27 protein-coding genes are annotated in these 21089 nt (G+C 60.5%); 17 read left to right on the forward strand and 10 right to left on the reverse strand.

All coding sequences use genetic code 11. The features are described 5' to 3' along the window. Positions 1-49: 49 nt before the first annotated feature. The 5 genes from ACMXYI_RS05065 to ACMXYI_RS05085 all read left to right on the forward strand — a co-directional run bounded on the left by ACMXYI_RS05065 (position 50) and on the right by ACMXYI_RS05085 (position 3947). Entirely contained in the window at positions 50-622 is a 573-nt protein-coding gene (locus tag ACMXYI_RS05065; RefSeq protein ID WP_046045231.1) for a YqgE/AlgH family protein, read from the forward strand. Then, positions 622-1059, forward strand: a complete 438-nt coding sequence (gene ruvX / locus ACMXYI_RS05070; protein ID WP_005792259.1) for a Holliday junction resolvase RuvX — start codon at positions 622-624, stop codon at positions 1057-1059. Before ACMXYI_RS05065 ends, ruvX begins: the two co-directional genes overlap by 1 nt. Before the next feature lie 84 nt (positions 1060-1143). Further along, on the forward strand, positions 1144-1647 hold the full coding sequence (gene pyrR, locus ACMXYI_RS05075) for a bifunctional pyr operon transcriptional regulator/uracil phosphoribosyltransferase PyrR (protein WP_033060467.1): 504 nt from the start codon (positions 1144-1146) through the stop codon (positions 1645-1647). Positions 1648-1674: 27 nt separating this feature from the next. Beyond that, entirely contained in the window at positions 1675-2679 is a 1005-nt protein-coding gene (locus ACMXYI_RS05080) for an aspartate carbamoyltransferase catalytic subunit (RefSeq protein WP_007897943.1), read from the forward strand. Further along, a complete protein-coding gene (locus ACMXYI_RS05085; protein ID WP_008152614.1) occupies positions 2676-3947 on the forward strand; it encodes a dihydroorotase in 1272 nt (423 codons plus the stop codon). The genes ACMXYI_RS05080 and ACMXYI_RS05085 overlap by 4 nt, the downstream gene beginning before the upstream one ends. 94 nt (positions 3948-4041) lie before the next feature. Here the strand turns inward: ACMXYI_RS05085 and ACMXYI_RS05090 are convergent, their stop codons facing one another. Next, the gene (locus ACMXYI_RS05090; protein ID WP_415772004.1) at positions 4042-4461 is read right to left on the reverse strand and encodes an NINE protein; all 420 of its coding nucleotides are present in this window, start codon (positions 4459-4461) and stop codon (positions 4042-4044) included. Between the two features lie 250 nt (positions 4462-4711). On the opposite strand from ACMXYI_RS05090, the gene ACMXYI_RS05095 reads away from it, so the two are divergent. After that, positions 4712-5332 carry a C40 family peptidase gene (locus tag ACMXYI_RS05095; protein ID WP_415772006.1) on the forward strand — a complete coding sequence of 207 codons (621 nt, stop codon included), beginning with the start codon at positions 4712-4714 and terminating at the stop codon, positions 5330-5332. 127 nt (positions 5333-5459) lie between these two features. On the opposite strand, the gene ACMXYI_RS05100 is transcribed toward ACMXYI_RS05095, so the two are convergent. After that, positions 5460-6494: a type IV pilus twitching motility protein PilT gene (locus ACMXYI_RS05100; RefSeq protein WP_095127084.1), complete on the reverse strand. Its 1035-nt coding sequence runs from the start codon at positions 6492-6494 to the stop codon at positions 5460-5462. Between the two features lie 55 nt (positions 6495-6549). Here ACMXYI_RS05100 and ACMXYI_RS05105 point away from each other — a divergent pair, with 55 nt between their 5' ends. From ACMXYI_RS05105 to ACMXYI_RS05150, 10 genes are all read left to right on the forward strand, one after another. Further along, complete coding sequence (locus ACMXYI_RS05105) at positions 6550-7248, forward strand: YggS family pyridoxal phosphate-dependent enzyme (RefSeq protein WP_415772008.1); 699 nt, start codon at positions 6550-6552, stop codon at positions 7246-7248. A 35-nt stretch (positions 7249-7283) separates the two neighbouring features. Further along, the gene (gene proC / locus ACMXYI_RS05110; RefSeq protein ID WP_415772010.1) at positions 7284-8102 is read left to right on the forward strand and encodes a pyrroline-5-carboxylate reductase; all 819 of its coding nucleotides are present in this window, start codon (positions 7284-7286) and stop codon (positions 8100-8102) included. Between the two features lie 10 nt (positions 8103-8112). After that, positions 8113-8703, forward strand: a complete 591-nt coding sequence (locus ACMXYI_RS05115; RefSeq protein ID WP_150658372.1) for a YggT family protein — start codon at positions 8113-8115, stop codon at positions 8701-8703. A 4-nt stretch (positions 8704-8707) separates the two neighbouring features. Further along, a complete protein-coding gene (locus tag ACMXYI_RS05120; RefSeq protein ID WP_415772012.1) occupies positions 8708-8998 on the forward strand; it encodes a DUF167 domain-containing protein in 291 nt (96 codons plus the stop codon). A gap of 108 nt (positions 8999-9106) precedes the next feature. Next, complete coding sequence (gene metX / locus ACMXYI_RS05125; protein WP_415758752.1) at positions 9107-10246, forward strand: homoserine O-succinyltransferase MetX; 1140 nt, start codon at positions 9107-9109, stop codon at positions 10244-10246. A 7-nt stretch (positions 10247-10253) separates the two neighbouring features. Beyond that, positions 10254-10874: a methionine biosynthesis protein MetW gene (gene metW, locus ACMXYI_RS05130; protein ID WP_150658370.1), complete on the forward strand. Its 621-nt coding sequence runs from the start codon at positions 10254-10256 to the stop codon at positions 10872-10874. A gap of 26 nt (positions 10875-10900) precedes the next feature. Continuing rightward, a complete protein-coding gene (locus ACMXYI_RS05135; protein ID WP_415772014.1) occupies positions 10901-11335 on the forward strand; it encodes a DUF4426 domain-containing protein in 435 nt (144 codons plus the stop codon). Further along, the gene (gene rdgB, locus ACMXYI_RS05140) at positions 11332-11928 is read left to right on the forward strand and encodes an RdgB/HAM1 family non-canonical purine NTP pyrophosphatase (protein WP_415772016.1); all 597 of its coding nucleotides are present in this window, start codon (positions 11332-11334) and stop codon (positions 11926-11928) included. Before ACMXYI_RS05135 ends, rdgB begins: the two co-directional genes overlap by 4 nt. Beyond that, the gene (gene hemW / locus ACMXYI_RS05145) at positions 11925-13130 is read left to right on the forward strand and encodes a radical SAM family heme chaperone HemW (protein ID WP_415772018.1); all 1206 of its coding nucleotides are present in this window, start codon (positions 11925-11927) and stop codon (positions 13128-13130) included. The genes rdgB and hemW overlap by 4 nt, the downstream gene beginning before the upstream one ends. Positions 13131-13152: 22 nt before the next feature. After that, on the forward strand, positions 13153-13476 hold the full coding sequence (locus tag ACMXYI_RS05150; protein WP_046045220.1) for a DUF3392 domain-containing protein: 324 nt from the start codon (positions 13153-13155) through the stop codon (positions 13474-13476). Between the two features lie 133 nt (positions 13477-13609). Here ACMXYI_RS05150 and trmB read toward each other — a convergent pair whose 3' ends face one another. The 4 genes from trmB to ACMXYI_RS05170 form a co-directional block, all read right to left on the reverse strand. Further along, complete coding sequence (gene trmB / locus ACMXYI_RS05155) at positions 13610-14335, reverse strand: tRNA (guanosine(46)-N7)-methyltransferase TrmB (RefSeq protein ID WP_415772020.1); 726 nt, start codon at positions 14333-14335, stop codon at positions 13610-13612. A gap of 9 nt (positions 14336-14344) precedes the next feature. Beyond that, on the reverse strand, positions 14345-15139 hold the full coding sequence (locus tag ACMXYI_RS05160) for a thiazole synthase (RefSeq protein WP_415772021.1): 795 nt from the start codon (positions 15137-15139) through the stop codon (positions 14345-14347). Between the two features lie 60 nt (positions 15140-15199). Then, the gene (thiS, locus tag ACMXYI_RS05165) at positions 15200-15400 is read right to left on the reverse strand and encodes a sulfur carrier protein ThiS (protein WP_007897898.1); all 201 of its coding nucleotides are present in this window, start codon (positions 15398-15400) and stop codon (positions 15200-15202) included. 90 nt (positions 15401-15490) lie between these two features. Beyond that, positions 15491-15862 (reverse strand): DUF423 domain-containing protein, encoded by a 372-nt coding sequence (locus ACMXYI_RS05170; RefSeq protein WP_415772022.1) that lies wholly within the window; start codon positions 15860-15862, stop codon positions 15491-15493. 74 nt (positions 15863-15936) lie between these two features. Here ACMXYI_RS05170 and mtgA point away from each other — a divergent pair, with 74 nt between their 5' ends. After that, positions 15937-16659 (forward strand): monofunctional biosynthetic peptidoglycan transglycosylase, encoded by a 723-nt coding sequence (mtgA, locus tag ACMXYI_RS05175; RefSeq protein WP_415758746.1) that lies wholly within the window; start codon positions 15937-15939, stop codon positions 16657-16659. A 209-nt stretch (positions 16660-16868) separates the two neighbouring features. On the opposite strand, the gene rpoH is transcribed toward mtgA, so the two are convergent. The 4 genes from rpoH to ftsY all read right to left on the reverse strand — a co-directional run bounded on the left by rpoH (position 16869) and on the right by ftsY (position 21056). Further along, positions 16869-17723 (reverse strand): RNA polymerase sigma factor RpoH, encoded by an 855-nt coding sequence (rpoH, locus tag ACMXYI_RS05180; protein WP_007897890.1) that lies wholly within the window; start codon positions 17721-17723, stop codon positions 16869-16871. A gap of 113 nt (positions 17724-17836) precedes the next feature. Further along, complete coding sequence (gene ftsX / locus ACMXYI_RS05185) at positions 17837-18859, reverse strand: permease-like cell division protein FtsX (protein ID WP_008152652.1); 1023 nt, start codon at positions 18857-18859, stop codon at positions 17837-17839. After that, positions 18856-19527, reverse strand: coding sequence for a cell division ATP-binding protein FtsE (gene ftsE / locus ACMXYI_RS05190; protein ID WP_008152655.1), 672 nt, complete (start codon positions 19525-19527; stop codon positions 18856-18858). Before ftsE ends, ftsX begins: the two co-directional genes overlap by 4 nt. Continuing rightward, positions 19524-21056 carry a signal recognition particle-docking protein FtsY gene (ftsY, locus tag ACMXYI_RS05195; RefSeq protein ID WP_415772024.1) on the reverse strand — a complete coding sequence of 511 codons (1533 nt, stop codon included), beginning with the start codon at positions 21054-21056 and terminating at the stop codon, positions 19524-19526. The genes ftsE and ftsY overlap by 4 nt, the downstream gene beginning before the upstream one ends. Positions 21057-21089 lie beyond the last annotated feature (33 nt).

The raw sequence follows: 21089 nt of genomic DNA on the forward strand, positions 1-21089 counted from the left end.
GCGCATCCTCAGCTTGTCAGTTCGCCCCTCCAACGCCACACTAGCGCTCATGAAGAACGTCAGCCCCAGCTACCTCAAGCATCAATTCCTGATCGCCATGCCTCACATGGTCGACCCGAACTTTGCGCACACCTTGACCTACATCGTCGAGCACACGGCCAATGGTGCCATGGGCCTGGTGGTCAATCGTCCGCAAGACCTCAACCTGGCCGATATCCTCGAGCAACTGCGCCCCGACATCGAACCGCCGGTGCTCTGCCAGCATGTGCCGATCTTCATCGGCGGCCCGGTGCAGACTGATCGCGGTTTTGTTCTGCACCCCTCGGGGCAGAGTTATCAGGCCACCGTTGAGCTTGATGAGAAACTGGCCCTGTCGACCTCACAAGACGTGCTGTTCGCCATTGCCGACGGCGTCGGTCCGGCGAAAAGCCTGATCGCCCTCGGGTACGCTGGCTGGGAAGCCGGGCAGCTGGAAGCCGAACTGGCCCAGAACGCCTGGCTGACCTGCCCGTTCGATGCCGATATTTTGTTCAACACCAGCAGCGAACTGCGCCTGGAAGCAGCGGCCAAGCACCTGGGCGTCAATCTCAGCCTGCTGACCAGCCAGGCGGGACACGCCTGATGGCCCTGCGCCTGATTTTGGGTTTCGACTACGGCACCAAACAGATCGGCGTTGCGGTCGGCCAGGTGATTACCGGCCAAGCCCGCGAGCTGTGCACCTTGAAGGCACAAAACGGTATTCCCGACTGGAATCAGGTCGAAGCCCTGATCAAAGAGTGGAAACCCGATGCCGTGGTGGTTGGCCTGCCCTTGAACATGGACGGCACGCCGAGCGACATGTGCCTGCGCGCCGAGAAATTCGCCCGCCGCCTCAACGGCCGCTACAACCTGCCCTTCTATACCCACGATGAGCGCCTGACCACCTTCGAAGCCAAGGGCGAACGGCGTGATCGTGGCGGACAAAAGGGCAGCTACCGCGACAACCCGGTGGACGCCATCGCCGCCGCCCTGCTGCTGCAAGGCTGGCTCGACGAAAACACCGCACTGTTCGAATCCTGAAGAGCCGCAACAAGCGTCTCTACTTAGCTACAACCCGAGCCGCCTCTCCAGCAGAACCCGGCTCGGGCCCAAGAAGGAGCAACCATGAGCCTGCCCAATCCCGTTGAACTGATCAGCCAGATGGCGACCCGGCTTGACGCCTATCTGGCCAAACGTGGCATCAGCGAACCGCGCTACATCGGTATTCGTACCGGTGGTGTCTGGGTCGCCCAGGCGTTGCTCGATGAACTGGGCAGCGACTCGCCCCTCGGTACCCTGGACGTCTCCTTCTACCGCGACGACTTCAGCCAGAACGGCCTGCACCCGCAAGTGCGCCCTTCGGCTCTGCCGTTCGAGATCGAAGGCCAACACCTGGTGCTGATCGACGACGTACTGATGAGCGGCCGGACGATCCGCGCCGCCCTCAATGAGCTGTTCGACTACGGCCGCCCGGCCAGCGTGACATTGGTTTGCCTGCTGGACCTGGACGCCGGCGAGCTGCCGATCCGCCCGAATGTGGTCGGCGCGACCTTGTCGCTGGCCGCCCACGAACGGGTGAAACTGTCCGGCCCGGAACTCAAGCTCGAACTGCAAGACCTCGCCCTTTAATTCGCCCTATTGAGAGTCCCCCTCGCGATGACGCCTCTAGAAACCAAGCGCCCGCTGCAGCTCAATGATCAGGGCCAGCTGCGCCACTTCCTCTCGCTCGACGGTTTGCGCCGCGAGCTGCTGACGGAAATCCTCGACACCGCCGACTCGTTCCTCGAAGTCGGCGCCCGGGCGGTGAAGAAGGTCCCGTTGCTGCGCGGCAAGACCGTGTGCAACGTGTTCTTCGAGAACTCCACCCGCACCCGCACCACCTTCGAACTGGCGGCCCAGCGGCTGTCGGCGGACGTGATCACCCTGAACGTGTCCACGTCGTCGGCGAGCAAGGGCGAAACCCTGCTCGACACCCTGCGCAACCTGGAGGCCATGGCCGCCGACATGTTCGTCGTGCGCCACGGTGATTCCGGCGCGGCGCACTTCATCGCCGAACATGTCTGCCCGCAAGTGGCGATCATCAACGGTGGCGACGGCCGTCACGCCCACCCGACCCAGGGCATGCTCGACATGCTCACCATCCGTCGGCACAAGGGCGGCTTCGAAAACCTTTCCGTAGCCATCGTCGGCGACATCCTGCACTCGCGGGTGGCGCGTTCGAACATGCTCGCGCTGAAAACCCTCGGCTGCCCGGACATCCGCGTGATCGCGCCGAAAACCCTGCTGCCGATCGGCATCGAGCAATACGGCGTGAAGGTCTACACCGACATGACCGAAGGCCTGAAAGACGTCGACGTGGTGATCATGCTGCGCCTGCAACGTGAACGCATGACCGGCGGCCTGCTGCCGAGCGAGGGCGAGTTCTACCGCCTGTTCGGCCTGACCACCGCGCGCCTGGCCGGGGCCAAACCGGATTGCATCGTCATGCACCCGGGGCCGATCAACCGTGGGGTGGAAATTGAGTCGGCGGTGGCCGATGGCCCGCACTCGGTGATCCTCAACCAAGTCACCTACGGTATTGCGATTCGTATGGCTGTGCTGTCCATGGCCATGAGCGGGCAGACTGCCCAGCGCCAATTCGAGCAGGAGAACGCCCAGTGAAGCTCAGCATTCTCGGCGCCCGCGTCATTGATCCGGCCAGCGGCCTGGATCAAGTTACCGATATTCATATTGAAGCCTGCAAGATCATTGCCCTTGGCGCCGCGCCAGCCGGTTTTGTCGCCGTCGACACCCTCGATGCCAAAGGCCTGGTCGCCGCCCCTGGGCTGGTTGACCTGAACGTCGCTCTGCGCGAGCCGGGCTACAGCCGTAAAGGCTCAATCGTCAGCGAAACCCGCGCCGCCGCGGCCGGTGGCGTCACCAGCCTGTGCTGCCCACCGAAAACCAAACCGGTGCTGGACACCTCGGCCGTGGCCGAACTGATCCTCGACCGCGCCCGCGAGGCCGGCAACACCAAAGTCTTCCCGATCGGCGCCCTGAGCAAAGGCCTGGACGGCGAACAGCTTGCAGAGCTCGTTGCCCTGCGCGATGCCGGTTGCGTGGCCTTCGGCAACGGCCTGGACAGCTTCCGCAACACCCGCACGCTGTGCCGGGCGCTGGAATACGCCGCGACATTCGACCTGACGGTGATTTTCAACTCTCAGGACCATGACCTGGCCGAAGGTGGCCTGGCCCACGAAGGCCCGACCGCCAGCTTCCTCGGTTTGCCGGGCATCCCTGAAACTGCCGAAACCGTGGCTCTCGCGCGGGATCTGCTGTTGGTCGAGCAAAGTGGCGTGCGCGCGCACTTCAGCCAGCTCACCAGCGCCCGTGGCGTGGCCTTGATCGCTCAGGCCCAGGCTCGCGGTCTGCCGGTGACGGCCGATGTCGCTCTGTATCAGCTGATCCTGACCGACGAAGCGCTGATCGACTTCAGCAGCCTCTATCACGTCCAGCCGCCGCTGCGCACCCGCGCCGACCGCGATGGCCTGCGTGAAGCGGTGAAATCGGGTGTGGTCTCGGCCATCTCCAGCCATCACCAACCCCACGAGCGGGACGCCAAACTGGCGCCGTTCGGGGCCACCGAGCCAGGCATCAGCAGCGTTGAACTGCTACTGCCATTGGCGATGACGCTGGTGGAAGACGGTTTGCTGGACCTGCCAACGCTGTTGGCGCGCTTGAGCACCGGACCTGCCGAGGCGTTGCGCCTGCCGGCGGGCAAACTGGCGGTAGGTGGACCGGCGGACATCGTGCTGTTCGATCCGGCGGCGTCGACCGTGGCCGGTGAGACCTGGCTGTCCAAAGGCGAAAACTGCCCGTTCATTGGCCACAGCCTGCCAGGCGTGGTGCGTTACACCCTGGTGGATGGACGCATTAGCCACCAGGCGTAAAAACGAAAAGATCGCAGCCTGCGGCAGCTCCTACACGGGAATATGCGTTTCCCTGTAGGAGCTGGCGAAGCCTGCGATCTTTTGATCTTTGCTGTTATCGGTTCTGCGCATTGCGAATCGACACCTGATCATTCAGCGTCCAGAAGTCATACAGCACCCCCAGAAAGAACAACCCGCCCGTCACCAGGTACAGCAACCCGCTGATCCACTTCCCCTGATACATCCGGTGTACGCCGAATACCCCAAGAAACGTCAGCAGAATCCACGCGACGTTGTATTCGATAGGCCCCGCGGTGAACCGCAGGTCTGCTTCACGGTCCATTGCCGGGATCAGAAACAGGTCGATCAGCCAGCCGATACCCAACAAACCGAAGGTGAAGAACCAGATCGTCCCCGTCACCGGCTTACCGTAATAGAAGCGGTGAGCGCCGGTAAAACCGAAAATCCACAGCAGGTAACCGATCACTTTGCTGTGCGTGTCTTGATGCGGAACGGGCTGTTGATAGGTGTTCATGAAGGACCTCGATTCACACGATAGATAAATATTCTTTAAATCTTTGTGACTTTTTTACGAGTTGCCGACGTATGGCAAATGGTACTGTCTCTCCCGTCAAAGCCTTATAACACCTGACGTCTGTCCGACAATCGCGTCCATTTTCCGCTTATTTGGTTCCGTTGACCCCAAGGTTGAATCGACCAACGGCCTCGGAAAGGCCAAAAAAGCTGTTATAAAGTTGCGCGCTAACTTATATGAGCCTTGCCTAATGCGTCCATTTTTCAAGACATGGCTAACCATTTGCCTTTTGATGCCACTGGCCGCCCACGCCACCAATCGTGAGCAACGTCTTCCTAACGTTAATGGTTACACCCAAAAATCCCATGTTTCTGCTCCTTCGAGCAAAAACAAACAATCCGTAAAACGCGCTCCCCAGTTGAGCAGCAGCAAAAGCAGCCTTGTACCGCCGATGGCGAGCAAGGAAAGCAGCAACGTGCTGAGCCGCGCCGTAAACGTCCTGGGTACTCCGTACCGTTGGGGCGGCAGCAGCCCAAGTAAAGGGTTCGACTGCAGTGGCCTGGTGAAATACGCGTTCAACGACGCCACGTTTGACCTGCCGCGCACTTCCAACGCCATGGCCAGCGGTCATGGGGAGAAAGTCGATCGCAAGGATCTGAAGCCTGGCGACCTGATTTTCTTCAACATCAAGAGCCGTCGGGTCAATCATGTTGCCATCTACCTGGGCAACGACCGCTTCATCCACGCACCACGTCGTGGCAAGTCGGTGAGCATCGATACGCTGAAGAAACCCTACTGGGAAAACCACTACGTGGTTGCCAAGCGGGTTATGCCGAAAGAGAAGAACACCCTGCAGGTTGTTCAGCGCTAACCCGACACTGATCGTTCCCACGCTCTGCGTGGGAATGCAGCCCGGGACGCTCCGCGTCCCTGCCGAAGCGGACGCGGAGCGTCCATTGAGGCATTCCCACGCAGAGCGTGGGAACGATCTACTCCCCTCAAAAACCATCCGGCGTGCGCGCCTTCTCCCGCGCATGCTCGCGACTGATCAAGCCCTTGCTCACCAGCTCCTTCAAGCACATATCCAGCGTCTGCATCCCCAGGTTTCCCCCGGTCTGAATCGACGAGTACATCTGCGCCACCTTGTCTTCTCGGATCAGGTTACGGATCGCCGACGTGCCGAGCATGATTTCGTGGGCCGCGATCCGCCCGCCGCCGATCTTCTTGACCAGCGTCTGCGACACCACCGCCAGTAGCGACTCGGAAAGCATCGAACGGACCATCGACTTCTCGTCCCCCGGAAACACGTCCACCACCCGATCGATGGTTTTCGCCGCCGAGGTCGTGTGCAGCGTGCCAAACACCAGGTGACCGGTTTCGGCGGCGGTCAATGCCAGGCGAATGGTCTCGAGATCCCGCATCTCCCCAACCAGAATCACGTCCGGGTCCTCCCGCAGGGCCGAGCGTAGAGCCGTGGCGAAACTGCGTGTATCGCGATGGACTTCACGCTGGTTGATCAAGCATTTGCGCGACTCGTGGACGAACTCGATCGGGTCTTCGATGGTGAGGATGTGTTGATGGCGATGGGTGTTCAGGTGATCGATCATCGCCGCCAGGGTGGTGGATTTTCCGGAACCGGTCGGCCCGGTCACCAGCACCAGCCCCCGCGGCGCTTCGGTAATCTTGCGAAACACTTCCCCCATACCGAGGTCGTCCATGCTCAGGACCTTGGACGGAATGGTCCGGAACACCGCGCCAGCACCACGATTGTGGTTGAACGCGTTAACCCGAAAACGCGCCACGCCGGGCACATCAAAGGAGAAGTCGGTCTCCAGGTGCTTCTCGAAGTCCACCCGCTGCGTGTCGTTCATGATGTCGTAGATCAGCGCCTGCACCTGTTTGTGGTCCAGGGCTGGCAGGTTGATGCGCCGCACATCGCCGTCGACCCGAATCATCGGTGGCAGGCCGGCAGACAGATGCAAGTCGGACGCGCCCTGTTTCGCGCTGAAAGCCAGCAGCTCAGTGATATCCATAGCGTTCCTCAATTCCAGTAGAATGCCGCGAACCTTCAGCCGCCGGCGCCTCTTGATGTCCACGATAGCAGACAACATCGCTCAGGTTAGTTCACGCATCCACGCCGCTGCCGTCGCCGCAAAGCGCGACGAAGACAGCGTCCAGCTGCTGGCTGTGAGCAAGACCAAGCCCGCCGAAGCCCTGCGCGAAGCGTATGCCGCCGGGCTGCGCGACTTTGGCGAGAACTACCTGCAGGAAGCCCTGAGCAAACAGCTCGAATTGGCCGACCTGCCCTTGATCTGGCACTTCATCGGCCCCATTCAATCGAACAAGACTCGCGCTATCGCCGTGCACTTCGCCTGGGTGCATTCCGTGGATCGTTTGAAAATCGCACAACGCCTGTCCGAACAACGTCCTGCCGATTTACCGCCACTGAACATTTGCATCCAGGTCAACGTCAGCGGTGAAGCCAGCAAGTCCGGCTGCACCCCGGCCGATCTTCCGGCCCTGGCCAATGCCATCAGCGAACTACCGCGCATCAAGCTGCGCGGGTTGATGGCAATTCCCGAGCCGACTGAAGATCGCGCCGCCCAGGATGCCGCTTTTGCTGCCGTACAAAGCCTGCAAGCCAGCCTGAACCTGCCGCTCGACACACTTTCCATGGGCATGAGCCACGACCTTGAGTCAGCCATCGCCATGGGCGCCACGTGGGTCCGCATCGGTACAGCCCTCTTTGGCGCTCGCGGCTCTCAACAAATGCATGGCCAGCCTTGAAAAATGGCTGACTCCTCTCTCTATAAGGACCTGACATGAGCAAGACTCGTATTGCCTTTATCGGTGCCGGCAACATGGCCGCCAGCCTGATCGGCGGCCTGCGCGCCAAAGGTCTGGACGCCGCGCAGATCCGCGCCAGCGATCCGGGCGCTGAAACCCGCGCTCGCGTGAACGCTGAACACGGTATCGACGTGTTCGCCGACAACGCCGAAGCCATCCAGGGCGCCGAAGTCGTCGTACTGGCGGTCAAACCTCAAGCGATGAAAGCCGTCTGCGAAGCGCTTCGCCCAAGCCTCAAGCCAAATCAACTGGTGGTCTCGATTGCGGCCGGCATCACCTGCGCCAGCATGAACAACTGGCTCGGCGCCCAACCGATCGTGCGTTGCATGCCCAACACCCCGGCGCTGCTGCGCCAGGGCGTGAGCGGTTTGTTCGCCACGGCCGAAGTGAACCCCGAGCAACGCAAACAGGCGCAAGAACTGCTGTCCGCCGTCGGCACCGCATTGTGGCTGGATGAAGAGCAGCAACTGGACGCGGTCACCGCCGTTTCCGGCTCGGGCCCTGCGTACTTTTTCCTGCTGATCGAAGCCATGACCGCCGCTGGCGTGAAGCTCGGTCTGCCAGCAGACATCGCTGCACAACTGACCCTGCAAACCGCTTTGGGCGCCGCTCACATGGCCGTGGCCAGTGACGTCGACGCTGCGGAACTGCGTCGCCGCGTGACGTCGCCTGCGGGCACGACGGAAGCGGCGATCAAGTCGTTCCAGGCCGGCGGCTTCGAAGCCCTGGTAGAAAAAGCACTTGGCGCCGCTGCGCACCGCTCGGCCGAGATGGCCGAACAATTGGGTCAATAAGGAGCCTTACATGATTGGATTGAACACTGCAGCGGTCTATGTGCTGCAAACCCTCGGCAGCCTGTACCTGCTGATCGTGCTGCTGCGCTTCGTGCTGCAACTGGTACGCGCAAACTTCTACAACCCGCTCTGCCAGTTCGCCGTGAAAGCCACCCAGCCGCTGCTCAAGCCATTGCGCCGGATCATCCCGAGCATGTTCGGCCTGGACATGTCCTCGCTGGTGCTGGCGATCCTCGTGCAACTGGCGCTGATGGCCCTGACCCTGCTGCTGACTTACGGCACCACCGGCAACCCGCTGCAATTGCTGATCTGGTCGCTGATTGGCGTGACCGCGCTGTTCCTGAAGATTTTCTTCTTTGCCCTGATCATCAGCGTGATCCTGTCCTGGGTCGCACCGGGCAGCCATAACCCTGGCGCCGAGCTGGTGAACCAGATATGCGAACCGGCCCTGGCGCCGTTCCGCAAGATCCTGCCCAACCTTGGCGGTCTGGATATCTCGCCGATCCTGGCGTTCATGGCGCTCAAGCTGATCGACATGCTGGTGATCAACAACCTCGCCGCCATGACGATGATGCCGGAAATCCTGCGTCTGCTGATCTGACCCGGTGAGCTACTTTCGCTGGGATGGTGACGACCTGATTCTGGAGTGTCACCTGCAACCGGCGGCCCGCAGCGATGATTTCTGCGGGCTGCATGGGGATCGATTGAAGATCCGCCTGACGGCGCCGCCGGTTGAAGGCAAGGCCAATGCGTATTTGATGGCGTTTCTGGCCAAGGCGTTTGGGGTTTCCAAGAGCCAGGTGAGTTTGATTAGCGGGGAGCTGAACCGGCAGAAGCGGGTGCGGATTTGCTCGCCGAAGAAGTTGCCGGATTTGCCTGGATTGAGCCGTCCTTGATCGTTCCCACGCTCCGCGTGGGAACGATCGTCAGCAGTGGGGAAGTTAGCTTGCTGCTAGGGGCAGCGGTCTTTAGACTTACGCCTCATTTCAACGAGAGCAGGGTCGATGCCAGCTGCCTTTCCCCCCGATTCTGTTGGTCTGGTGACGCCGCAAGTGGCGCACTTCAGTGAACCCCTGGCCTTGGCCTGCGGCCGTTCGCTCCCAGCTTATGACCTGATCTACGAAACCTACGGCACGCTGAACGCCGCGGCGAGCAACGCCGTGCTGATCTGCCACGCCTTGTCCGGTCACCATCACGCTGCCGGTTTCCACAGCCCCGACGACCGTAAACCCGGTTGGTGGGACAGCTGCATCGGCCCCGGCAAGCCAATTGATACCAACAAATTCTTCGTGGTCAGCCTGAACAACCTCGGCGGTTGCAACGGCTCTACCGGCCCGAGCAGTACCAACCCGGAAACCGGCAAGCCGTTTGGCGCCGACTTCCCTGTGTTGACTGTGGAAGACTGGGTTCACAGCCAGGCGCGCCTGGCTGACCTGCTGGGCATCGGCCAATGGGCCGCCGTGATTGGCGGCAGCCTCGGTGGCATGCAGGCGATGCAGTGGAGCATCACTTACCCGGATCGCATTCGCCATTGCCTGGCCATCGCCTCGGCACCCAAGCTGTCGGCGCAGAACATCGCGTTCAACGAAGTGGCGCGCCAGGCAATCCTCACCGACCCCGAATTCCACGGCGGTTCGTTCCAGGAAGCGGGCGTGATCCCCAAGCGTGGCTTGATGCTGGCGCGGATGGTCGGGCACATCACGTACCTGTCCGATGACTCGATGGGTGAGAAATTCGGTCGTGGCCTGAAGAGCGAAAAGCTCAACTACGACTTCCACAGCGTCGAATTCCAGGTCGAAAGCTACCTGCGTTATCAGGGCGAAGAGTTCTCCGGGCGTTTCGACGCCAACACGTACCTGCTGATGACCAAGGCACTGGACTACTTCGATCCGGCGGCGAACTTCGACGACGACCTGGCGAAAACCTTCGCCAACGCCCAAGCCAAGTTCTGCGTGATGTCTTTCACCACCGACTGGCGCTTCTCCCCTGCCCGCTCGCGGGAACTGGTGGACGCGCTGATGGCAGCCAAGAAAGACGTCTGCTACCTCGAGATCGACGCTCCGCAAGGCCACGACGCCTTCCTGATTCCGATCCCGCGCTACTTGCAGGCATTCAGCAATTACATGAACCGCATTACGTTGTGAGAAAGCCATGAGAGCTGATCTGGAAATCATCCAGGAATGGATCCCCGCCGGCAGCCGCGTGCTCGACCTCGGTTGCGGCGATGGCGAATTGCTGACCTGGCTGCGCGATAACAAGCAAGTCACCGGCTATGGCCTGGAAAACGACCCGGACAACATCGCCGAGTGCGTGGCCAAGGGCATCAACGTGATTGAGCAAGACCTGGACAAGGGCCTAGGCAACTTTGCCAGCAACAGCTTCGACGTCGTGGTCATGACCCAGGCGCTGCAAGCCGTGCATTACCCGGACAGAATCCTCGACGAAATGCTGCGCGTCGGTCGCCAGTGCATCATCACCTTCCCCAACTTCGGTCACTGGCGCTGCCGCTGGTACCTGGCGAGCAAGGGCCGGATGCCGGTGTCCGATTTTCTGCCGTACACCTGGTACAACACGCCGAACATCCACTTTTGCACCTTCGAAGACTTTGAAGCGTTGTGTCGCGAACGTGAAGCCAGGGTCATTGATCGGCTTGCCGTGGATCAACAACACCGACACGGGTGGGCCAGTAAGCTATGGCCTAATCTGTTAGGTGAGATCGGTATTTACCGCGTCAGCAGCCCCGGGCTGCAAGACCACAAGGTCGCGGTCTGAGTCACGACACTTCGAGGAGAACGATCATGGGTCGTCTAGCGCTGTTTGTACTTACTGCCTGCCTGAGCGTCACCGCCATGGCCGCCGACGTCATCAAAGGCGAGCGCAAGGAAACCTTTGGCGATGTAACGGTGCACTACAACACCTTCAACTCCACCTTCCTGACACCGGATATCGCCAAAGCAGCCGGGCTGACACGCAGCAAGAACCAGGGCGTGATAAACGTCTCCGTGCTCAAGGATGGCAAGCCACTGACCGCTGAAGTCAGCGGATCAGTGAAAGACCTGACCAGCCAGATCGTACCGTTGAAGTTCAAACAGATCACCGAACAAGGCGCGGTTTACTACATCGCCCAGTTCCCGGTCGATCAGCAGGAAGTCCGCACCTTCGACATCAAGGTGCAGAACGGCGATAAAATCAACACCATCAATTTCAACCAAGAGCTCTTCCCCGGCGAATGATCAACTTCACGCAACTCGTACTGGCCAGCCACAACGCCGGCAAACTCAAGGAACTTCAGGCCATGCTCGGCGAATCGGTGCAACTGCGCTCGATCGGCGAGTTCAGCAGCGTCGAACCTGAAGAAACCGGCCTGTCGTTCGTCGAAAACGCCATCCTCAAGGCTCGTAATGCCGCGCGCATCTCCGGCCTGCCAGCGCTGGCCGACGATTCGGGGTTGGCCGTGGATTTCCTCGGCGGTGCGCCGGGAATCTACTCGGCTCGTTACGCCGACGGTCAGGGCGATGCGGCGAACAACGCCAAACTGCTTGATGCCTTGAAAGACGTGCCGGAAGCCGAGCGTGGCGCGCAGTTTGTCTGTGTGTTGGCGCTGGTGCGTCACGCCGACGATCCATTGCCGATCCTCTGCGAAGGTCTGTGGCACGGCCGCATCCTGACCCAGGTCAGCGGTGAACATGGGTTTGGCTACGACCCGCTGTTCTGGGTGCCGTCGCGCGATTGCTCCAGCGCCGAACTGAGCCCGAACGAAAAGAACCTCATCAGCCACCGCGCCCGTGCAATGGATCTGCTGCGCCAGCGTCTAGGCCTGATATGACCCATGAATCATCCGCGTCGCCGCTGATTTTCGGTGGTGCCGCGCAATCGCCTCGGGCCGCGCTGCCAACGCTGCCGCCCCTGGCGCTGTACATCCACATCCCGTGGTGTGTGCGTAAATGCCCTTATTGCGACTTCAATTCCCACACCGCCAGCCCGGTGTTGCCGGAAGAAGAATATGTGGACGCGCTGCTGGCCGACCTCGATCAGGACCTGCATGCGGTTTACGGCCGTGAGCTGAGTTCGATCTTCTTTGGTGGCGGCACGCCGAGCCTGTTCAGCGCCGAGGCTTTGGGCCGTTTGCTCAAAGGTGTCGAGCAGCGCATTCCGTTCGCCAGCGACATCGAAATTACCTTGGAAGCTAATCCCGGGACGTTCGAACAAGAGAAGTTCGTCGCCTACCGGGCGCTGGGCATCAATCGCCTGTCGATCGGCATCCAGAGCTTTCAGGAAGAGAAACTCAAAGCGCTGGGGCGGATTCACAACGGTGACGAAGCGGTACGTGCCGCCGGCATGGCCCGTCAGGCCGGGTTCGACAACTTCAATCTGGACTTGATGCACGGTTTACCCGATCAGTCCCTGGACGACGCCCTGAGCGATCTGCGCCAGGCCATCGCCCTGAAGCCGACGCACTTGTCCTGGTATCAGCTGACTCTGGAGCCGAACACGGTGTTCTGGAACCAGCCGCCGACGCTGCCGGAAGACGACACGCTGTGGGACATTCAGGAGGCCGGTCAGGCACTGTTAGCCGAGCACGGTTACGCGCAATACGAAGTCTCGGCGTATGCCCAGCCCGGTCGTCCGGCGCGGCATAACCTCAATTACTGGAGTTTCGGCGACTTCATCGGCATTGGCGCCGGGGCTCACGGCAAGCTCAGCCACCCGGACGGGCGCATCGTCCGTACCTGGAAGACCCGTCTGCCGAAGGACTACCTCAACCCGGCCAAAAGCTTCAAGGCTGGGGAGAAAGCCCTGACCAATGAAGAACTGCCGTTCGACTTCCTGATGAACGCCTTGCGCCTGACCGAGGGCGTGGAATCGCGACTGTATCCGGAGCGCACCGGGCTGAGCCTGGAAAGCCTCGCCGAAGGCCGCCGGGTCGCCGAACAAAGTGGCTTGTTGCAGGTCGAACCGTCACGTCTGGCGGCCACCGAACGCGGCCAACTGTTTCTCAATGACTTGCTGCAGACATTTCTGAGCTGATTTCAGCCTTAAGGGAAAACGAATGGATTTGATACTCGACCTGCTCGCCACCGCGTCCCGCTGGAGCCGTAGCAACCTGTCTGAAATCGCTCTGGCACTGGTGGGCTGCCTGCTCGTGTTGTTTGGCGCCGATATCAAAGGCTGGGTCGACCAACGCCTGGGCAGCATCGCTGGCGCCTTGCGCGTCCCACTGATGGCCCTGCTGTGCATGATAGGCAGCGGCGTCGCGCTGATCTACGCCACGCCGTGGATCATCAAAGGCCTGAGCCAGTTCAACAACTACAGCCTGGCGCCGGTGTTGTTGGTGGTGCTGGTGCTGATCGGCGTCGTCGCCGACCGCCGCTGACTTCAGCGACAACCGAAAACAACTGTGGGAGCGAGCTTGCTCGCGATGGCGGCTTAACAGTCAACATAGATGTTGAATGTGATGGCCTCATCGCGAGCAAGCTCGCTCCCACAGTTTTTTATTGCGTTAGGGCTTAGGACTGTTTTTCGAACTTCAAATCCCACACGCCATGCCCAAGACGTTCGCCGCGGCGTTCGAACTTGGTGATCGGGCGCTCGACCGGGCGCGGGACGCATTTGCCGTCTTCGGCCAGGTTGCGGTAACCCGGCGCAACGTTCATCACTTCCAGCATGTACTCGGCGTACGGTTCCCAGTCAGTGGCCATGTGCAGCACACCGCCGACCTTCAACTTGCTGCGCACCAGCTCGGCGAACGATGCCTGAACGATACGACGCTTGTGGTGGCGGCTCTTGTGCCATGGGTCCGGGAAAAACAGCATCAGGCGATCGAGGCTGTTGTCGGCCACACAGCGGTTGAGCACTTCGATCGCATCGCAATCGTAGACCCGCAGGTTGGTCAGGCCCTGAGTGAGCACGCCATTGAGCAGCGCGCCAACACCCGGACGGTGAACTTCCACGCCGATGAAATCCTGCTCCGGCGAGGCAGCGGCCATTTCCAGCAGCGAATGGCCCATGCCAAAACCGATTTCCAGCGAGCGCGGCGCCGAACGACCGAACACCTGATCGAAGTCCACCGGCGCATCGGCCAGAGGCAACACGAACAGCGGCGTGCCCTGCTCCAGACCTTTTTGCTGGCCTTCGGTCATGCGCCCGGCGCGCATCACAAAACTCTTGATGCGGCGGTGTTGGCGCTCTTCGCCTTCTTCCGGCTGGATAGGCGTTTCGTTTGATTCAGTCATCAATGGCTCTTACTTGATCAGACCATCCAGCGGCGAGGAGGCGCTGGCATAGAGTTTTTTCGGCATGCGGCCAGCGAGGTAGGCCAGACGACCTGCAACGATGGCGTGCTTCATGGCTTCAGCCATCATGATCGGCTGCTGGGCGTGGGCGATGGCCGAGTTCATCAGCACCGCTGCGCAACCCAGTTCCATAGCGATGGTGGCGTCGGAGGCGGTACCGACACCGGCGTCCACCAGCACAGGAATCTTGGCTTCTTCGAGGATGATCTGCAGGTTGTACGGGTTGCAGATCCCCAGGCCCGTGCCGATCAGACCGGCCAGCGGCATCACCGCGATAACACCAATTTCCGCCAGTTGACGGGCGATGATCGGGTCATCGCTGGTGTAGACCATCACGTCGAAACCTTCCTTGACCAGCACTTCGGCGGCCTTGAGGGTTTCGATCACGTTGGGGAACAGGGTTTTTTGGTCCGCCAGCACTTCCAGCTTCACCAGGTTGTGGCCGCCGAGCAGCTCACGGGCCAGGCGGCAGGTGCGCACAGCCTCGGTAGCGTCGAAGCAACCGGCGGTGTTCGGCAGGAAGGTGTAGCGATCCGGCGACAGGACTTCGAGCAGGTTCGGTTCGCCCGGGTTCTGGCCGAGGTTGGTGCGGCGCACGGCGAAGGTGACGATCTCGGCACCCGAGGCTTCGATGGCCAGGCGGGTTTCTTCCATGTCGCGGTACTTGCCGGTACCTACCAGCAAACGCGACTGGTAAGTACGACCGGCCAGGACGAAAGGCTTGTCGCTACGAACGATGCTCATGGGAAATCCTCTGTAGGGGTGAGGTTCTTGCAGAATTCTGTGCCCTTGAGGGCCGGACGACTAGCCGCCGCCGATGGCGTGTACCACTTCGACGGAATCGCCGTCGTTCAGCGTGGTTTCTGCGTGCTGGCTGCGCGGGACGATATCCAGATTGAGCTCGACCGCCACCCGGCGCCCGGTCAGTTCCAGACGGGTCAGCAGGGCCGCAACGGTTTCACCGTCGGGCAGTTCAAGGGATTCGCCGTTCAACTGAATGCGCATGCCGAATGCCGCCATCATTTTTAGGGGCTGGCATTCTAGCCCGATCAGTCTTGGCGACCCAAGCCATTCGTCATGAAATGGACTGCTCGGTCAGCTCAACCGCCAGGCGGCAAGCCCCAGGCACAACCAGCCGACCAGAAATGCCAACCCGCCGAAGGGGGTGATGATCCCAAGCTTGCTGACGCCAGTTATGGTCAACAGGTACAGACTGCCGGAAAACAGCAGGATACCCACGACAAACGATGCACCTGCCCACGTTATCAGTCGACCGGGAATCTGCGTAGCCAGCAGCGCAACGCCCAACAAGGCCAAGGTGTGCACCAATTGGTAGGTCACGCCGGTGTGGAAAATCGCCAGGTACTCCGGCGTCAGACGGCTTTTCAAGCCATGGGCGGCGAACGCGCCAAGGGCAACCCCGGTGAAGCCGAAAAAAGCGGCCAGCATCAGAAAGCCACGCAGCATGAAGAACTCCAGTCAGACTCGATCCACAGGGTCTGTATAATGGCCCGCTCAACGGGTTCGGCCAAGCCATCTCTATGCTGCGTTTATTTTTGCGACGATTCACGAAGGCCCTGCTCTGGTTCGCCGGTGGCAGCGTACTGCTGGTGCTGATCTTTCGCGTGGTACCGCCACCGGGAACCGCGTTGATGGTCGAGCGCAAGGTCGAATCCTGGTTCGACGGCGAGCCCATCGATCTGCAACGCACCTGGAAACCCTGGGATGAAATCTCTGACGACCTGAAAGTCGCGGTGATTGCCGGCGAAGATCAGAAATTCCCGGAGCATTGGGGTTTTGACTTTGGCGCGATCCAGGCCGCACTGGCCCACAACGAGCTCGGTGGAACGATTCGCGGCGCCAGCACCCTGAGCCAGCAGGTCTCAAAAAATCTGTTTCTGTGGTCCGGCCGCAGCTGGTTGCGCAAAGGCCTGGAAGCCTGGTTTACCGGGCTGATCGAAGTGTTCTGGCCCAAGCAGCGAATTCTTGAGGTGTACCTCAACAGTGTCGAGTGGGATGACGGTGTGTTTGGCGCTGAAGCAGCCGCCAGGCATCACTTTGGCGTCGGCGCTCGCTCGCTGTCCCGGCAGCAGGCCAGTTTGCTGGCGGCGGTGCTGCCTAACCCGCGAGTGTGGAGTGCCAGTCATCCGACTAACTACGTCGCACGGCGAGCGGGATGGATTCGACAGCAGATGAGTCAGCTCGGTGGCGATAGCTACCTTGTAGGGATCAATGATTCACGCCGCGCGCCTTGGGCGCAGTGATTGAACGCGATTCACCTGATCACTGAAGATCCCCTGTGGGAGCGAGCTTGCTCGCGATAACGGTAGATCATTCAACATTTATAGCGGCTGACCCAACGCTATCGCGAGCAAGCTCGCTCCCACAGGGGACCAGAGTGACGCAGAAAGTTGAGCACAAACAAAAACGCCCCGATCAATGATCGGGGCGTTTTTTATTGCCAGTTCGTAGGTTATGCGGCGATCGACAACTTGAGCTTGTTCATCGCGCTCTTCTCGAGCTGACGAATACGCTCGGCCGACACGTTGTACTTCTGCGCCAGGTCGTGCAGCGTGGCTTTTTCTTCCGCCAGCCAGCGCTGGTAGAGGATGTCACGACTGCGGTCGTCCAGCACTTCAAGCGCTTCGTGCAGGTTGTGGTTCGAGTTGTCGCTCCAGTCAGCATCTTCCAGTTGACGGGCCGGGTCGTACCGGTGGTCTTCCAGATAGTTGGCTGGCGATTGGAAAGCACTGTCGTCGTCCGCTTCCGCGGCCGGGTCGAAGGCCATGTCATGGCCGGTCAGGCGACTTTCCATCTCACGCACTTCCCGAGGCTCTACACCGAGGCTTTCCGCCACACGATGGACTTCCTCGTTGTTCAGCCACGCCAGACGCTTCTTCTGGCTGCGCAGGTTGAAGAACAGCTTGCGCTGGGCCTTGGTGGTCGCGACTTTCACGATCCGCCAGTTGCGCAGGATGAACTCGTGGATTTCCGCCTTGATCCAGTGCACAGCGAATGAAACCAGACGCACACCCATTTCCGGGTTGAAGCGTTTCACGGCCTTCATCAGGCCGACGTTGCCTTCCTGGATCAGGTCAGCCTGAGCCAGACCGTAGCCGGAATAGCTACGGGCGATATGTACGACAAAACGCAGGTGGGCGAGCACCATCTGCCGAGCCGCCCCCAAATCCTGCTCATAATAGAGACTCTCGGCCAGTTCACGCTCCTGCTCCGGCGTCAGCAATGGAATGCTGTTCACGGTGTGCACATAGGCCTCCAGGTTCGCACCCGGGACCAGAGCATATGCAGGTTGCAAAGAATTGGTCATACGAAAAAACCTCCGACTTACATAACTCGTGCAGTTCAGCACTGCGAAAATTGACCGGAAACCGAAAGACAAGTTCCCATAAACGCTGAAAGGTCAATACGAGCAAAATGATACTACTTAGGCGCAAGCTCCCTCAGGTGGCGTGCGACTGCAATCCATGCACCGATATACCCCAACAGCACCGCGCCAAGCAAGAGAGACAGACCGTCGGCAACTGGCACTCCGGCCAGCGCAAAATCACTGCCATACAGACCGGCCAGCCCAACCACCGCGTCGTTCAGCCAATCAAGGCCGAACGCCAATACGCCCCAGGAAAGAATCCCCGCACCGAAGCCATAAAGCGCACCCATATACAGAAAGGGCCTGCGCACATAGCTGTCAGTACCGCCGACGAGTTTAATCACTTCTATCTCTGTGCGGCGGTTTTCAATATGAAGACGAATGGTATTGCCTATCACCAAAAGTAATGCAGAAACCAGAAGCACGGTCAGACCGAAGACAAAACGGTCACCCAGCTTGAGGATGGCTGCCAGACGCTCGACCCAGACTAGATCAAGTTGCGCCTGTTGTACCTTGGGTAACTCGGAAAGTTTTTGTCGTAATGCTTCAAGCGCGGGCTTGTCGACTTCGTTCGGAGTCACCAGAACCACGCCCGGCAGCGGGTTTTCCGGCAGCTCCTTGAGCGCCTCGCCCAGACCGGACTGCTGCTGGAACTCTTCCAGCGCCTGATCGCGGCCGACATACTCAGCATCAGCTACGCCAGGCATGCCTTTGATCTGCTCGCGCAACGACTCGCCTTCAGCAGGGCTGGCCTCGATTTGCAGGTACAGGGAAATCTGCGCCGCACGCTGCCAAGACCCGCCGAGACGCTCGACGTTACTTAGCAAAAGTGACAGGCCCATCGGCAAACTCAGGGCAACCGCCATCACCATGCAGGTGAAGAAGCTGCCGATGGGCTGCTTGCCCAAACGACGCAAGCTATCGAGCAAGCTGGCACGATGACTCTCGACCCAGGCACGAAACAGTGTGGCGAAATCCGGGCCGTCATCATCGTCGCGTTTTTTCTTCTGCGGTTGCTGATCGGCAGCCTTTGGGGCCACGCGCTCGGAAACCTTGGGGCTGCGTGTCGCACTCATACGCCAGCCTCCCCGTCGCCGATCAATCGACCGCGTTGCAACGTCAGCATGCGGTGGCGCATGCGGGCGATCAGTGCCAAGTCGTGACTGGCAATCAACACGCTGGTGCCCAAACGGTTGATGTCTTCGAACACGCCCATGATTTCTGCCGCCAGACGGGGATCGAGGTTACCGGTCGGTTCGTCCGCCAGCAGCAAGGCCGGGCGGTGAACGATGGCGCGGGCGATGCCGACGCGCTGTTGCTGACCGGTGGACAGGTCGCCGGGGTACAAATCGGTCTTGTCCGACAGCGCTACGCGCTCCAGTGCCGAATCCACGCGCTTGGCGATCTCGGCCTTGGACAGCCCAAGGATCTGCAAGGGCAGTGCGATGTTGTTGAACACCGTGCGATCGAACAGCAGTTGGTGATTCTGGAACACCACGCCGATCTGCCGGCGCAGGTAAGGAATCTGCGCGTTGCTGATGGTGCTCAGGTCTTGCCCGGCCAGCAGCAATTTGCCTGTGGTCGGACGCTCCATCGCCAGCAGCAGGCGCAACAAGGTGCTTTTACCAGCGCCAGAGTGGCCGGTCACAAACAAGAACTCGCCCCGACGGACTCGAAAGCTCAGCTCATGCAAGCCGACGTGACCGTTCGGGTAGCGCTTACCGACCTGTTCGAAACGAATCATGAACGCTCCCGCTCGGCAAACAATGCCTGGACAAAGGGTTCTGCTTCAAAAGTACGCAAATCATCGATGCCTTCACCGACGCCGATGTAGCGAATCGGCAGGCCAAACTGCTTGGCGAGGGCGAAAATCACCCCGCCTTTGGCGGTGCCATCGAGCTTGGTCAGCGCCAGGCCGGTCAGTTCGACGGTCTGGTTGAATTGTTTGGCCTGGCTGATCGCGTTCTGGCCCGTACCGGCATCGAGCACCAACAGCACCTCGTGAGGCGCGTCGGCGTCGAGTTTGCTGATAACCCGGCGAACCTTTTTCAGCTCTTCCATCAAATTGTCTTTGGTATGCAAACGACCGGCGGTGTCGGCGATCAACACGTCGATGCCACGGGCCTTGGCGGCTTGCACGGCATCGAAGATAACCGAAGCCGAGTCAGCGCCGGTGTGCTGGGCGATGACCGGGATCTTGTTGCGCTCGCCCCAGACCTGCAATTGCTCGACGGCGGCGGCGCGGAAGGTATCGCCGGCCGCGAGCATGACTTTCTTGCCTTCGAGCTGCAGCTTCTTCGCCAGTTTGCCGATGGTGGTGGTCTTGCCGGCGCCGTTGACACCGACGACCAGAATCACGAACGGCTTGTTCTGCGAAGTGATTTTCAGCGGTTGCTCAACGGGCTTGAGCATCGCCGCCAGTTCCGCTTGCAGGGATTTGTACAGCGCATCGGCATCGGCCAGTTCTTTGCGGGCGACCTTCTGGGTCAGACGCTGAATGATCACCGAAGTCGCCTCGACGCCAACGTCGGCGGTCAGCAGGCGGGTTTCGATGTCTTCGAGCAGCTCGTCATCGATGATCTTCTTGCCCAGGAACAGGCTGGCCATGCCTTCGCCGATGCTGGCGCTGGTCTTGGACAAGCCTTGTTTCAGGCGCGCAAAGAAACCGGCTTTGGTTTCTTCGGTACGCGCGGGCTCGGCAGGCGCTTCGACGGGAACGACAGGTGCGGCGATAACGGGAGCGACGGGAGCGACGACCGGTGCCGGCGCTTGAACAACCGGAGCAACCGGAGCAACCGGGGCAACGAATGCGGGCACCACAGGTTCTGGAACAACCGGTTCAGGCTCGGCCACCACCACTGGCGCGACAACCGGCTCAACCACTGGCGCTTGAACGGGCTCAGGAGCAAACGCGGTCGGTGCTGGAATCGGCGGTGTAATGTGCGGTGCCAGCTCATCTACGACCAATGCCACCGGTTCTTCCGCCACTGGCAACGTCAGCCATGGCTCGGCAACGGGCGTGAGCGGCACCTGGGCCACGACTTCGGCGACCACATCCGGCTCTGGCTCGGCGACCGGTTGCAGCACCGGCTCGGCGATCGGCAAGACAACCGGCGCGGGCTCTTCTTCTATTACCGGCGCAGGCGTGGGCTCAGGAAGTGGCTGTGGCTGTTCGACGACGGGTTCCTGCGGCTTTTTGCGCAGCCATCCGAACAGGCTTTTCTTCTCACCAGCCGCAGCTGGGGCTTTCTTGTCGTCGTTGGAACCAAACATGGATGACGGCTATCTCACGGTAGCGACGCGCCA

The organism is Pseudomonas lyxosi (assembly GCF_047758685.1).
Lineage (GTDB): Bacteria > Pseudomonadota > Gammaproteobacteria > Pseudomonadales > Pseudomonadaceae > Aquipseudomonas > Aquipseudomonas lyxosi.